This window comes from Peribacillus sp. FSL K6-5616, from assembly GCF_038008245.1.
Lineage (GTDB): Bacteria > Bacillota > Bacilli > Bacillales > DSM-1321 > Peribacillus > Peribacillus frigoritolerans.
In genome coordinates, this window is the sequence record NZ_JBBOYT010000001.1 from 4,603,072 (window position 1) to 4,617,182 (window position 14,111).

The 14,111-nt window shown below is 41.5% G+C and carries 16 protein-coding genes; 6 read left to right on the top strand and 10 right to left on the bottom strand.

What is annotated here, in order from left to right; all coding sequences use genetic code 11:
- The first annotated feature begins 49 nt into the window (after positions 1 to 49).
- A protein-coding gene (locus MHB45_RS22400; RefSeq protein ID WP_226990452.1) for an IS3 family transposase occupies positions 50 to 1,380 on the top strand; the annotation gives its coding sequence in 2 pieces (ribosomal slippage) (positions 50 to 422 and positions 422 to 1,380; 1,332 coding nt in all).
- Positions 1,381 to 1,438: 58 nt separating this feature from the next.
- On the opposite strand, the gene MHB45_RS22405 is transcribed toward MHB45_RS22400, so the two are convergent.
- Entirely contained in the window at positions 1,439 to 2,206 is a 768-nt protein-coding gene (locus tag MHB45_RS22405; protein WP_048688258.1) for a TIGR01457 family HAD-type hydrolase, read from the bottom strand.
- A 24-nt stretch (positions 2,207 to 2,230) separates the two neighbouring features.
- Positions 2,231 to 2,668 (bottom strand): DUF86 domain-containing protein, encoded by a 438-nt coding sequence (locus tag MHB45_RS22410; RefSeq protein ID WP_048688255.1) that lies wholly within the window; start codon positions 2,666 to 2,668, stop codon positions 2,231 to 2,233.
- A gap of 325 nt (positions 2,669 to 2,993) precedes the next feature.
- Here MHB45_RS22410 and MHB45_RS22415 point away from each other — a divergent pair, with 325 nt between their 5' ends.
- Together MHB45_RS22415 and MHB45_RS22420 are read left to right on the top strand one after the other, a co-directional pair.
- Positions 2,994 to 3,260: a DUF3055 domain-containing protein gene (locus tag MHB45_RS22415; RefSeq protein ID WP_034310182.1), complete on the top strand. Its 267-nt coding sequence runs from the start codon at positions 2,994 to 2,996 to the stop codon at positions 3,258 to 3,260.
- 69 nt (positions 3,261 to 3,329) lie between these two features.
- Complete coding sequence (locus MHB45_RS22420) at positions 3,330 to 3,617, top strand: cytosolic protein (RefSeq protein WP_134782572.1); 288 nt, start codon at positions 3,330 to 3,332, stop codon at positions 3,615 to 3,617.
- Between the two features lie 30 nt (positions 3,618 to 3,647).
- Here MHB45_RS22420 and MHB45_RS22425 read toward each other — a convergent pair whose 3' ends face one another.
- Positions 3,648 to 3,923 (bottom strand): YutD family protein, encoded by a 276-nt coding sequence (locus MHB45_RS22425; protein WP_034310177.1) that lies wholly within the window; start codon positions 3,921 to 3,923, stop codon positions 3,648 to 3,650.
- A gap of 113 nt (positions 3,924 to 4,036) precedes the next feature.
- Between MHB45_RS22425 and MHB45_RS22430 the strand changes: the two genes are divergently transcribed.
- Positions 4,037 to 4,699 carry a YhcN/YlaJ family sporulation lipoprotein gene (locus MHB45_RS22430; protein ID WP_048688249.1) on the top strand — a complete coding sequence of 221 codons (663 nt, stop codon included), beginning with the start codon at positions 4,037 to 4,039 and terminating at the stop codon, positions 4,697 to 4,699.
- Positions 4,700 to 4,738: 39 nt separating this feature from the next.
- Here MHB45_RS22430 and lipA read toward each other — a convergent pair whose 3' ends face one another.
- Entirely contained in the window at positions 4,739 to 5,653 is a 915-nt protein-coding gene (gene lipA, locus MHB45_RS22435) for a lipoyl synthase (RefSeq protein WP_048688246.1), read from the bottom strand.
- A gap of 187 nt (positions 5,654 to 5,840) precedes the next feature.
- Between lipA and MHB45_RS22440 the strand changes: the two genes are divergently transcribed.
- Positions 5,841 to 6,824, top strand: a complete 984-nt coding sequence (locus MHB45_RS22440) for a M23 family metallopeptidase (RefSeq protein WP_048688244.1) — start codon at positions 5,841 to 5,843, stop codon at positions 6,822 to 6,824.
- Positions 6,825 to 6,913: 89 nt separating this feature from the next.
- Positions 6,914 to 7,663 carry a sporulation protein YunB gene (gene yunB, locus MHB45_RS22445; RefSeq protein ID WP_048688241.1) on the top strand — a complete coding sequence of 250 codons (750 nt, stop codon included), beginning with the start codon at positions 6,914 to 6,916 and terminating at the stop codon, positions 7,661 to 7,663.
- Positions 7,664 to 7,685: 22 nt separating this feature from the next.
- On the opposite strand, the gene MHB45_RS22450 is transcribed toward yunB, so the two are convergent.
- The 6 genes from MHB45_RS22450 to sufB form a co-directional block, all read right to left on the bottom strand.
- A complete protein-coding gene (locus MHB45_RS22450; RefSeq protein WP_048688238.1) occupies positions 7,686 to 8,783 on the bottom strand; it encodes an HD-GYP domain-containing protein in 1,098 nt (365 codons plus the stop codon).
- Between the two features lie 175 nt (positions 8,784 to 8,958).
- Complete coding sequence (locus tag MHB45_RS22455) at positions 8,959 to 9,261, bottom strand: YunC family protein (RefSeq protein ID WP_034310161.1); 303 nt, start codon at positions 9,259 to 9,261, stop codon at positions 8,959 to 8,961.
- A 61-nt stretch (positions 9,262 to 9,322) separates the two neighbouring features.
- The gene (locus tag MHB45_RS22460; protein WP_048688234.1) at positions 9,323 to 10,708 is read right to left on the bottom strand and encodes a bifunctional metallophosphatase/5'-nucleotidase; all 1,386 of its coding nucleotides are present in this window, start codon (positions 10,706 to 10,708) and stop codon (positions 9,323 to 9,325) included.
- Between the two features lie 16 nt (positions 10,709 to 10,724).
- Positions 10,725 to 11,552, bottom strand: a complete 828-nt coding sequence (locus tag MHB45_RS22465) for a sulfite exporter TauE/SafE family protein (protein WP_048688231.1) — start codon at positions 11,550 to 11,552, stop codon at positions 10,725 to 10,727.
- An 83-nt stretch (positions 11,553 to 11,635) separates the two neighbouring features.
- The gene (locus MHB45_RS22470; protein WP_048688228.1) at positions 11,636 to 12,481 is read right to left on the bottom strand and encodes a DUF72 domain-containing protein; all 846 of its coding nucleotides are present in this window, start codon (positions 12,479 to 12,481) and stop codon (positions 11,636 to 11,638) included.
- A gap of 192 nt (positions 12,482 to 12,673) precedes the next feature.
- Positions 12,674 to 14,071 (bottom strand): Fe-S cluster assembly protein SufB, encoded by a 1,398-nt coding sequence (gene sufB / locus MHB45_RS22475; RefSeq protein ID WP_034310152.1) that lies wholly within the window; start codon positions 14,069 to 14,071, stop codon positions 12,674 to 12,676.
- Positions 14,072 to 14,111: the final 40 nt, after the last annotated feature.

A 14,111-nucleotide genomic window follows, 5' to 3' on the forward strand; every position in this document is an offset into this window, starting at 1 on the left:
ATAATTAAGAAACACAACGAGAAAACACAACATGGGACTGGAGAAGGTTATGAGTAAAAAGCTTTTTACAGAGAAAGAAATCAAACTACTATCATCTAATAATTATGTTAAATCTGTAAGTTCAAAAGGAATTACTTATACTGATGAATTTAAGCATATATTTATAGCGGAAAAACAGAAAGGCAAGTTCGTAAGGCAAATATTTGAAGAATTTGGGTTTGATGTAGAGGTTTTGGGGACGGAAAGAATTAAATCAGCGAGTAAGAGATGGCAAGCAGTTTACGAGAAGAACGGGATTATTGGTTTATGTGACACTAGAGCAGGAAATTCAGGGCGCCAAAAGGAAAGAAAACTTACCCTAGAGGAGAAAAATGCTCGCTTAGAAGCACAAATCAACTTACTAAAGGCAGAAAACGAACTGTTAAAAAAGATTCGTTTTGCAGAAAGGGGGATGAAGAAGTAGTTCTTCCTCCTTTCCAAAAATATATCCTAATTCGCTCCGTGATTGAAAAATATCAACTAAAACATATGGTGAAATACCTTTGTAAAATAGTCGGTGTTTCAAGAAGTGGTTATTATAATTACTTCTCAGTGAAATCACAGGAAAAAAGAATTCGAAAAGATGAAAAGGATGAGGTAGTGAAAGAAATCATCATAAAAGCATTCCATTTCAAAAATCGTAAGAAAGGGGCTCGTCAGATCAAAATGACTTTGGCGGGTCAATTTAATGTTGTCTATAATTTGAAGCGTATCCGGCGAATCATGAAGAAGTACAGCATTATATGCCCTATTCGGAAGGCAAATCCGTACAGACGAATGATGAAAGCCACTCACGAGCACCGTGTGGTGCCGAATCTTTTGAAGAGGGAATTCAAACAGGAAGTTCCAGGTAAAATACTACTGACAGATATCACATATTTGTTCTATGGCCAAGGAAAGAAAGCTTATCTATCAACGATTAAGGATGCTTCGACCAATGAAATTGTGGCTTACCATGTATCAGATCGCATTACCATGGACCTGGCTACGGAAACCCTCCTCAAGTTAAAGAAAAATCGAAGATTTCACAAAGCAAAGAATGCCTTTATCCACTCTGATCAGGGAACTCATTATACCCATCCGGACTTTCAGAAATTAGTAAAAAAACTGGGATTAGGCCAGTCGATGTCAAGGCGCGGGAACTGCTGGGATAATGCACCTCAAGAATCTTTTTTTGGCCATTTTAAAGATGAAGCCTCTATTAAAGCATGTTCAACTTTAGATGAATTAAAAAAAGAAATTAAGCAATATATGACGTATTACAATCACTACAGATACCAATGGAATTTAAAAAAGATGACTCCTGTTCAATACAGAAATCATCTTTTTCAAGCTGCCTAGGCTTTTTTTAAACTGTCCTTTACAAAGGGTACATTTCAATTCGCAGACCTGGTTTTTTTCATTCAAAGCGCCATAAGTCAAGGGTGTCCACCACATGCGTAGGCTGCTCCTTATATTGCTTTAAACGTTCTTTTGTCGTTACGCCAGTATGTACAAGCAGTGTATCGATCCCAGCATTAATGCCGGCAAGGATATCCGTATCATAGTTATCTCCAACCATGATTGTCTCTTCTTTAGGAACCCCCAATACTCTTAGGGCTTGCTCCACTATGACGGATTCTGGCTTGCCAATGAAAATCGGCTGTACCTGGGTCGAAACGGAAACAACGGAGGTCAAGGAACCATTCCCCGGCAAAAGGCCTTGCTCGGTAGGAATGGCAATATCACCATTGGTCGAAATGAAAACAGCGCCATTTCTTACAGCAAGACAGGCTTTTGACAACTTTTCATAATTGACGCCGCGGTCGATGCCCATGACCAGATAATCGGGATGCTCTTCCACAAGCTTCATTCCCTTTTCCTTAAGAGCCTCGATGATGCCTTCTTCACCCACCACATAGACCGATGCACCTTTCTTTTGTTCAGCTATGTAATTGGCAGTGGCCATGCTTGTCGTGAAAACCTGGTCATCCTCCGTCGATATGCCGATGCTTCTCAATTTATCCGCTACCTGTGCCGGAGTCCGGGATGAATTATTGGTGACGAACAAATAAGGGATATCCCTTTTCCTTAAGTCATTAATAAACCCTGCCGCTTCCGCAATTTGTTCCGTTCCGCGATACATGGTGCCATCTAAGTCAATTAAATATCCTTTATACGACTTCATTTGAAATTCGCCTTCCTAACGCTGCTAGTTTTTAAAAGCTGAAACAGGTCCCAATTCATTCGTTAAATAGTTCCTCACCAAATCAGGGAATTGCTTGAATGCCTCGATATTTTCCGAAAATACGGCATGCAGTTCTTTGTGATCCACTTCAATGAAGTCTTGTACCAGCATTTTCCTTAATGGCAAAACCTTTTTGAATTGCATCGCTTTTTCTTCTGAAATCACTTTTTCATCTTGAAGGATATCGATAATATCCTCATAACTTCCTGGATCACGCATAATGAAACCATCAATTACCGCATTTCCTACATCCAACACGGAATCGATGGAAGTTTGTATAAGCCTTTCAGCGATAAGTTCCGAATGGTCTCCATCCCAATTATCCTGCCCCTCGAAAAGTCCAAGCTGCTTTTCAAGAAAACCTAATATTTGTTCAATCTTTTGGCGGTCTACAAAGTACATTTTTTCCAGATCCTTTCTGATCTAAGATGATATAGGGAATCATTGGTTGAATGAGCGGCATAGTCAAAAACGCTGTACCGAACCAACCTTATTCCTTGATAATACCATAGCTTCTCCCTTACCCTCAATTCCTTCAACCACACATTGCCTTTTCTACGGGGGTGCATTTGCAGACGTACACTCCCCGATTCCATTTATATTCTTGCCATTTTCATTTAATCGATGAAGTTCTTCAGCCTGTAGCCCCGAAAAATGTATGTTCCCCTATTGAAGTCACTTTGTTATGATGGAAATATAAATGTGAAGATACGAAGGGAATGATACTATGGAAGATCGCTTTTATTTATACAATGACGTCGTTGATTCAAAAACCCGGTTCATAAGCTTCATGGGAGAGGAATCAAGATTCGATCTGGCCATTACGGCAACCGATCGTTTCTATGGAAAGAAGCTTGTTTTAAATATGCAGAGTAACCGATTCGCGATTATTGGGCCTGATGATTTGGAAGAGGAAGGCTATCTTGAGCATGCCTTTCAATTGTCGGAAGCGGAAGCCGAAGAACTTCGTCACTTTTTAATGGAAATCGTCTGAGTGCTGAAGTTTTTTAGCTTAAACGGGAAACCTACTGAGTGTAAGACGATTATATGAGGGGGGATTATCTTGGACAAAGAAGAATACCACGATTTTTCCAATGTCGAAAAACAGAGGGATTATTTAATTCCTGAAGAATTTCCCGAAGGACCTTTTGGATCAGCCATAGCAAAAGATGAACCCGTTCAGAATAAAAATACCCCGTGGCAGGAAGGGCAACGATATCAAAGTGCCTTTAATTATGAAAATAAATCGTTACATGAGGGTATACCTCGACAATATCCTGGGGCTCATCCGACACATGATGATTCAGAAAAAGACGAACAGCCTCCATATAAAGGATATGGTAACTCTTAACATGGAAGGCCAGAGTGAATTCTGGCCTTTTTATTTCTTTATTTTCTTCACGACGAAATAAGGGCAGCCAAAATTACAGTATTCATATAAATATTCACTAAGCGTGCTTATTTTCGTATCAAAGGTCGCTTTCTGATTGGAATCATCAAAAAATCCACGCAGCCTCAATTGCCCATAACCCCAATCCCCCACTATATAATCATACTTCGTTAAAATCTCGCTGTATCTGGCTTTAAAGGCTTCTTCGTTATAGCCTTCCCTTTCATCCTCGATTATTTCATAGGTCATGTTATTGATGTTAATCATTGTTTTCACCTCTCATATATACATTCCTTCTTTAAATTATAACTGATTCCCCATCAATTACTAAGCGAAAAATAGAGAAATATGTTCATCCTAAAGTTATGGGGGTGTTATTGATGAAAAAAACGATAATAACGATAGGTTTAAGCTCGATTATTGCACTAACCGGATGTGCTGATAAAGAAGAAGATCAGGGGCTAGGTGCAAAAAACAATGCCGGTAACCCAACAAACGTAAATAATCCAACTCAATATTATGATGAGGATTATCGTAATAATGACAATAAAAGTGATGATTTCGGTTTTACCCGCACAAATAGTGCAACCATTGACGGCCGTAACATTTCAAACAAAGCGGCTTCCATTGACCGTGAACAACTTTCTGATGTCATTTCTAAACTGAGTGTTCAGATTCCAAATGTCAATGATGCCGCTACCCTCGTTACTGATGAGGAAGTTCTTGTCGTATATGATACCAATAACAAGGATCGGACGGAAACCGCAGACCAAGTTAAACGGACTGCCATGTCCGTCGTGCCTCGCTACTATCATGTCTATGTCAGTGATGATTATCAAAACCTTGCCCAGGATGTCGAGAATTTCGCTACAGTGAAATCCGGCAGCAGAGGGATTGACTATACGATTGAACAAACCATCAAGAGAATGCTGAAGTCGCCTCAAGGATACAAAATGAGTGGCGAAGAAAATGAAAACGGTGAAATGGTCAACGATAAAAGAGATCATCATGATAACATCCATCAAAAAATGGATAACCGTTGAATACAAAAGGACCGAATTTTTTCGGTCCTTTATTTCACTCTATTTCAATAATTCTTCACCTTTGTTTTGCTTATGTTTTGCCGCAGCATTAACCTGTTCATCCGCATGGTAAGATGAACGGACAAGCGGACCTGATTCACAATGGCTGAATCCTTTTTCCAATGCACGTTCTTTCAGTTCGGCAAATTCTTCAGGCGTGTAGTATTTCAGCACTTTTAAATGCTTTTTAGTCGGCTGCAAATACTGACCGATCGTCATGATATCCACATTATTGGCCCTTAGGTCATCCATGGTCTCAAGGATTTCCTCCCGCGTTTCACCCAGACCTACCATTAAACTGGACTTAGTCGGTATTTCCGGATACAGTTCCTTGGCTCTTCTTAAAAGCTCCAATGAACGATCATACTTGGCCTGAGCCCGTACACGGTCCGATAAACTTCTGACAGTCTCTATATTATGGTTCAGGATATCCGGTTTAGCATCCATCAAAGTCTTGATATTTTCAAACACCCCGCCCATATCAGACGGCAATACTTCAATTGATGTAAATGGATTTTTGCGGCGGATGGCACGGACCGTTTCAGCGAAAACTTCAGCGCCTCCATCCTTTAAATCATCACGGGCAACAGCTGTAATGACGACATGCTTTAAATTCATCAAAACAACGGAATCGGCAACACGCTCCGGCTCAGCCCAGTCCAATTCATTCGGACGTCCGGTTGTTACTGCACAGAAACGGCAAGCCCTTGTACAGATTTCACCTAGAATCATGAAAGTAGCCGTCCTTCTCACTGCCCAGCATTCGTGAATATTCGGACATTTTGCCTCTTCACAGACAGTATGAAGATTTTTCTCGCGCATCATATTTTTTAAACCGAGGTAATTTTCGTTAGTATTAAGCTTTATTTTCAACCAATCTGGTTTTCGAAGAATTTCTTTATTTGTAGAAGACATGAAAATGCCACTCCATTCTATAGAAATTAACACACCCTACTTTAACAATAAAAAAGCATTTATACAAGTTATAGTTGGTTTCCCATTATTTATTTTTCATGTTTATTGCCAAATCAGCAAAACTATAAAAGATGGATGGACTGATGTCTTTTAATAACGGAGAATATCATGAAAGGAGCCTGCCCCGTTGAAAAAATTATTCCTTCTAACGATAACTTGTTTGTTTATCTTGGCACCAGGCCAAGTCGCCAATGCTGCCGATGCCCCTGATGTTTATGCCGGGAGAATGGCACTATATAAAAATATGGAGGCTGCCCTCCAAATCCCGTGGTATTACCTTGCTGGAGCAGATCAATATGAGCACAGCCTAAGGGCTGCACGAAGGGATTTAGAGCCGTCAAAAGGTTTTATAGGCATCCACATCGAGCCTTCAAAATGGAGCGGAGCTCTCAATCCTGACTTAAACGATGTGAACCCGCTTACGATCACATTTTTTGATGGGTTGGGCCAGGATGGCAATGGTGATGGCAAAGCGGATATCACTAATGATACCGATCGATTGTATGCTTTTTCGAAGCATCTCCAGGCATATGGTGCAGATGAAGATAATATCCGGATCGGCTTGTGGGATTATTATAAACGCGATAAAGCCGTCAGCATCATTATCGGCAATGCCGAGATTTATAAGAAATACGGCCGGTTGGACCTGCATGAAAAGGCCTTCCCGGTTCCAGTACGGACTCATTATACGTACTTGAATACATGGGGAAGCGCTCGCGGATGGGGCGGAAGGAGAATCCATGAAGGCACTGATATTTTTGCGGATTATAGCCTTCCCGTTCGTTCCACGAGCTATGGAATCATTGAAATGAAAGGCTGGAATAAATTTGGAGGTTGGAGGATCGGGATACGGGATTTAAATAATACCTATCATTACTTTGCCCATTTAAGCGGCTTCGCCAAAGGGTTGAAAGTCGGACAAATCGTTGAGCCCGGACAAGTCATCGGGGGTGTCGGCAGTACAGGCTATGGCCCTCCAGGAACTTCCGGAAAATTCCCTCCTCACCTTCATTACGGAATGTACAAAGACAACGGAATCACAGAATGGAGCTTTGACCCTTACCCCTATTTAAAATTGTGGGAAAGGAAAGATCTGGCCAAAAAGAAATAGTGAGCGGCGTGAATTTTACGCTGCTTTTTTTTGATTCGAACATAAACCCCTGAACTTGATGCATAGTTATTAGTAAAGGGGGCTAAAGCGTGTTCCGAAAAAGATTTCGAACGAAGAAATTCCGAAAAAAGGGGCCTCTTCCCACCCGAAAAGTATTTCTCTATTCATTTATCCTGTTCATCATATCAAGCATCATGACTCTTTGGTACGTGGACAAATCGATCGAACCCGTGATCATGAGTGTAGCGGAATATGAAATCAAACGGATTGCAACCGAAACGATTCATGAATCGGTTGATGAGAATATAGCCAAGGTTGACATGAACAAAATCATCACCAACACCAAGGGTGGTGATGACTCCAGTTCTTCCTATAGCTTCAATCCAGTCATATATAGTGAATTGCGGGCTAACATCACGAAGGATATTCAAAAGAAGCTTGGCATCAAACAGGGAAACCCTTTTAAAACAGGTTCAGCCAAAATAAATGATGAACAATATAAAAGTGTGGTGTATTATATACCATTTGGTGTCGTAACCGGGAATAACCTCCTTTCCAATTACGGACCTGAAATCCCAGTGAAAATGTCAGTCATCGGGAATGTTGAATCGGATTTGAGGACAAAACTGACAAACGCAGGCATCAATAATGTTTATTATGAATTGATTGTGGACTTTGATGTCAATATTCAAATCGTCATCCCCTCTTTCACAAAGGAGACAAAGGTGAGTCAGGAAGTGACAGTCGGAAGCCTGCTGATCGAAGGTGATGTTCCAAGTTATTTCAGTAACGGAAATGGTTCGGTTGCACCTGCCATCATGAAGGAAAACAAGGAATGAAAAAACCAGCTTATCCTTGAGGTTAGGCTGGTTCTTGTATATCGAGACATTTCATGATGAGCAAATGCAGGTTTTTATTCAAGTCCACTTCGTAGGGCTCTTTTATCTGCTCGCCATCTTCTTCAAGTATCCTTATCATGGAGCGGTCTCCTATCCCTTCATTTTGAGAGGATACTACCCCTTTCCTCCCATCATTCAATTCGACGGAAAGACCATTGGGATAAATGGCAACCGCCCTCCGGAAAGCCTCGATGATCGTATTGTCGAACTTTTTCCCGACTCCGGCATAAAGGACTTCCAATCCCTGATTCGGCAGCATGGCCTTACGGTAAACCCGATTGGAAGTAACGGCATCAAACACATCGGCAACGGCAATGATCTTGCCGAAATAATGGATTTCATCCCCTTTTATCCCACGGGGATATCCAGATCCATCTAACCTTTCATGATGCTGATAGGCACAATTCGCAACTAAAAGTGAAACGGTATGAACATTTTTAATTAGATGAAATCCGTAATCGGCATGTTTTTGGATTTGTTCAAACTCCTTTTCCGTCAGCTTACCGGGTTTCCGGAGGACTTCCAAAGGCACGAGCATTTTGCCGACATCATGTAAAATCGCTCCAAGCCCAAGAATTTCGAGATTCTTATTTTTGATATTCAATTCCAACCCGATCGCCAAGGTATATAAGGTCACATTGAAGGAATGTGTGAAGATATAGTCATCGTATGTATAAACGTCGGCCAATAAAGTCATTAGCTCTTTATTCCTTTTCAGCTCGCCCATGATGTTCCGGACTATTTGAGTTAATTTGACGTTAGCCTGCTCTATCGTGATTGATCCATCCAGGTTCATTTTATTTTTCATGTCCAGGAAAGTGGTTTCAATCGTATTAATGGCTTCTCTTCTAAGTTTCCCGGAAACTGGGGGCTTCGGAATAATGTCATACGTCCTGGAATCTTGAATGTAAACAAAGGGAATATTAAGGGAAACCAGTCGATTGATCATCTTTTGCGTTAATGTAAGACCCTCGCACAATAGGATATGGCCCCGCTCATTATAGATGTTTTTACCGAGCCTTGCTCCAGGGCTTAGGGACTTTGTAATAGCTAGCCTCATACTTGTACTCCGTTTCCCCATAATATTTGTAATTCAAACCGATTCTTTCCTTTATAAGCTTTATCGGAACATATTTTGATAAATGAATCTGTTAGAACATATTTATTGAAAAAATATCAGCATTTACTTTGATAAAAAAATAAGGCCCCCTCCGGAAGAAAGAAAGCCCGCCTTTTCAAATCATTTTGATTAATGCCTCTTTACCAATCATTCCTGGATGTATGCCCTTTTCCACAGCCTCCCAGGTAACTGATTCAAGCGGCGCTTCCAATAACTCTTCAATCGATTTAACTCCTGTGGCCCTCCCTGCAAGGATTTTACGATCTCTCAATTTATCGTTCAGCAGTCCAACATCCAACGCACCGCACATTATATACCCTTTTTCAGACGCGACAGCAAGCAAATTCGTTTTCGGCAGTCGGACAGAAATGGCTAGGAATGTATGATTATCAAGAATTATTGGGATCATGTTAATCAATTGGTTTCGCCCCTTCCTTCCCCATACTTTATGAAAAAAAGGGCAAAACCGTGATTTCGTATCAGGGGTTAGTGTATATTTTTTTCAGCTTCCATAAAAGGATATCCCGTAAGAATTCCGGCAGTAAGTATTCCTTGCGATTGGAGCGATGGATACTTGGAAAGAAGTGCCCGAACGTGAACATATCAGGTATTGCCAATTTATAGGACTTATCCGCCTGCAGTTTCTCTCCTTTTATAAGGATCCCTTTTACGATTCCATTCTCCATTTCGTTAAATTCAATTTGATCATAATGCATGACTCCCATGATTTTTCCGCGGAAACCGAAACCTTTCACCTGAATATGAGGCCACTCTTCATTTCTTGATTGCATTAAGATTTCCTTTAATTCATTCCCATCGACTTCAACGACGCAAGGATTGATCGGATGTGGGCAGATTCTGTGAATATCCCCTTTTGTGACAGGTCCCTTCGGAAGCCCTTCGAGGAGAAGACCTGCATTCAAAAAGGAACAATCCGCCTGACTCCACTCCCTTAGGGCCTCCCCAAGGATTTCCGTCAAAGGACTTCGTTTGAACCAATCATTATCCAGTGCAATCGGTAAGTCCACAGCAACCTGTTTTAGCGTTTTCCCTCCGGCCTGGTATATCTCTTCAATCCATGACCGTTCATTCTCCAATTCCAAAAAATCATTGGTATCATAAAGAATGGCTCTCTTCTGGCTAATTTTCTTTTCCTGATTGACGGTCATTTCCACCTGTCCAACAAAAAAACCATATTTCCCTGCCCCGCAAAGGAGTGTGTCATTGATCAATTTACCTTGGTGGAGGATGTGGTGGGTATGCGCGCCAAGTATAATGTCAATCTCCGGAAAGTCCCTTGCCATCCTCTCATCATCATGGATGCCCAGGTGGGAAAGGATAATGATTACATCCGCCTCTGTTTTGACCCTTTCAAGCTGTGCCTTTAACTCCATGAATGGTTCCGTTATTTCCCAGCCCATCGCAGAATAAAACTTTTGAAAAAAGGCTGTCAAACCTATCATCGCGATTTTGGTGCCTTTTACCGTTGTATGTATCCAAAATGGAAGCGCCCATTCCGGCCTTTCATTATCACCGTAATAAATATTGGCTGCCAAGACCTTGAACCTTGCATGATCATATAAGGAGTCCAACGCATCATGAGGTAAAGTGATCCCTTCATTATTGCCGATGGTCACATATTGGTAGCCCGCTTCATTAAGCAGTTCAATATTTCCTTTACCCAACGTACCTTCTGTATATGGATGCCAGCGGTCCACATGATCGCCTATATCCAGTATGATCGCTTCTTCTCCCGTTTCTTGATGAAGTTGTCTTCTTTCTTTAAGAAACTTATCAATACGAGGCCAATTCTCAAAATGACTATGGAGATCATTGGTGTGATATAAATGAATGATTTCTGACATCATTTTTCCTCCTCGTTTATCCTGTAATGCCTTGGTATATAAGACGTAAACCAATGATTATCAGCACTATTTTCAACATATTTTCCAGCGACGCACTCTTTAGGCGCGTATTTATGAATGCACCCAATTTAGCACCGAACCACGCACCTGGAATCAGGGCAAAAGCATATGGCCAATTTACATTTCCAAGGGAAATATGCGTAATCGAATTAGTGATGGAAGATAGAAATACCATGAACATCGAAGTCGCTACAGCCATATGCGGAGGGAAGAAGAAAAGAAGCATCATGACGGGTACCATTAAGGCTCCGCCGCCAATTCCAAATAACCCGGAGCTGAATCCCACGACAAAAGAAATCAATACAGCTAACAGGGGGTGGTAACCATAGGAAAATGAATGTCCATTTTCGGTTTTATACGTTTTCACTATTTTCCCTTTTCCAGGCTTGAAAAGCATGGGCTTCAAACGATTTTTCACTAATAACACGATGGCCATGAAAACCATGAAAATTCCAAAGTACAATGAAAAAGCTTCGGCGTTAAGGTTTTTATTCACATAGGCCCCCATTATTCCACCAGGTGCACTGCCAATAAAAAAGATTAAGCCGGCCTTATAATCCACCACCTTATGTTTTAAATAAGATAGAGTGGAAGATAGGCCGGTAAAAATCATGATTACGGTTGAAACACCAACGGCGACCTGTGGAGTCAGCTCATCGATAATATTTGTAGATGTACCTAAATATAAAAGGGAAGGCACGATGATGATGCCCCCGCCCAGACCGACAAGAGCGCCGATTGATCCCGCTAATAATCCAATACCCACTAATACTAACCATACCATGAAAAAATCCGCCTTTACCTGTTTGTGAGGATATGCCTCTACTAGCTTGTCACATCATTTCATTATTCATTATATAATTCCTCTTAAAACAAACCAAGCTGCTTAGGAGCCAGCCCTTCATATTCTATACCGAGCAACTCAATCATTTGTTTGGCATTATCAGCGGCATCCCCGCCTGAGTTATTATTGAACAGGACATATAACTCCTTGGATTCCTTTTCCAATATCCTGATTTTCTCCACCCATTCAGTCAATTCCTGATGATTATATCGATATAGGTACCTGACCTCACGCCAATCATCCCCCGAAGCAGGCCTTTGCCAACCATGCAGGTTACGGCCATGAAAGCGCACCAGGGTTTTATCTTTATCGGTGGCATGCAGAACGACAGGAATGGATCCCTCTCCAGCCTGCGGCTCATCGCATACAGTATGGATCCAGCCTTCCTTTTCGATAAAATCCAAAGTTTGCTGGACTACGTTGGGCCTGTACCAGCTTTGATTCCGGAACTCTATGGCAACTGGGATATCGCCCATTTCAGCTTTGCACCATCGCAGGTAATTCACATTTTCACGTTTACAATCAAACCATGGCGGAAACTGAAATAAGACCATCGCGAGCTTGCCGGACTTCCGATATGCTTCCAGTGAGTCGCAAAACGCCTTGAACATCTCCTTCTTACTTTCAAATGGGATTTCCCCACGTTGATGTCCTGTCATCCCTTGGTAGGCTTTAACGACAAACTGGAAGGATGCTGGCGTCTCGGATACCCACTTTTCACTGTTCCTCTTTGGCTGGACTGCATAGAATGAGGCATCCACCTCCACAATGGGAAAATGAGCCCCGTACTCTTTGAGTTTATCACGTTGGGACACACCGCCATATAAACTATCATGATCACCCCAACCGGTTACACCAACATAAATCATCTGCATCATCACTCCTTTGGGACAGGACCATTTCCTGACTTCTCCGTTTATTATTTTTTACCCTTATTGAGCCATATCTAATCTTTGGTATAAGGGTGCCAAATATCAAAACAAAAAGCCTGCCAGTCAGACCCGGCAGGCTTTTGTATGAATGGTTATTCTAAATCGCCTTACAGGCAGGCCAGTCGGTCATTATCCGATGGAGCCTTCCATTTCGAACTTGATCAGACGGTTCATTTCAACCGCATATTCCATTGGAAGTTCTTTTGTAAATGGTTCGATGAAGCCCATTACGATCATTTCCGTTGCTTCTTGCTCAGAAATTCCGCGGCTCATCAAGTAGAACAATTGTTCTTCAGATACTTTGGAAACCTTCGCTTCGTGTTCAAGGGAAATGTTATCATTCAAGATTTCATTGTAAGGGATCGTATCAGATGTAGACTGATTATCCATGATTAATGTATCACATTCAATGTTGGAACGGGCTCCATCCGCTTTACGTCCAAAATGAACGATACCACGGTATGTTACTTTACCGCCCTGTTTAGAAATTGATTTTGATACAATCGTTGAAGATGTATTTGGCGCTAGGTGAATCATTTTCGCTCCAGCGTCTTGGTGTTGGCCTTTTCCTGCAATGGCAATCGATAATGTCATACCGCGAGCGCCTTCACCTTTTAAGATGACAGCAGGATATTTCATTGTCAATTTGGAACCGATGTTACCATCAATCCATTCCATTGTTGCATTAGCGTCACAAACCGCACGTTTCGTAACCAGGTTAAACACGTTGTTTGCCCAGTTTTGGATCGTCGTATAACGGCAGTAAGCATCTTTCTTGATGACAATTTCAACAACCGCACTATGAAGGGAGTTAGTTGTATAAACAGGAGCTGTACAACCTTCTACATAGTGAACGGATGCGCCTTCATCAACAATGATTAGCGTACGTTCGAATTGCCCCATGTTTTCAGAGTTGATCCGGAAATAAGCTTGAAGCGGAGTATCCACTTTAACGCCTTTTGGTACATAGATGAATGATCCACCTGACCAAACTGCCGAGTTCAATGCAGAGAATTTATTGTCAGTAGGCGGGATCGTTTTCCCGAAATGCTCACGGAAGATATCTTCATTTTCACGAAGTGCTGAGTCCGTATCTTTAAACACGATACCCAAGTCTTCCAATTCTTCTTTCATGCTATGGTAAACCACTTCAGATTCATATTGGGCAGATACACCGGCAAGGTATTTTTGTTCGGCTTCAGGAATTCCCAATTTATCAAAAGTCTGTTTGATTTCATCAGGAACTTCATCCCAAGACTTCTCTGATTTCTCTGATGGCTTAACATAGTATGTGATTTCATCAAAGTTCAGGCTCTGCATGTCGCCGCCCCATTGAGGCATTGGCATGTTGTAAAAATGCTCCAATGATTTCAAACGGAAATCAAGCATCCATTGCGGTTCATCCTTCATTCGAGAAATCTCTTCCACGATTTCTTTTGTCAGACCACGCTTTGAACGGAAGATGGAAACATCTTTATCCGCAAAGCCATATTTATAATCGCCGATATCAGGCATTTTCTTTGCCATAGCTCGTATTCCTCCATTTCAAATGGCTGAATTACAACAG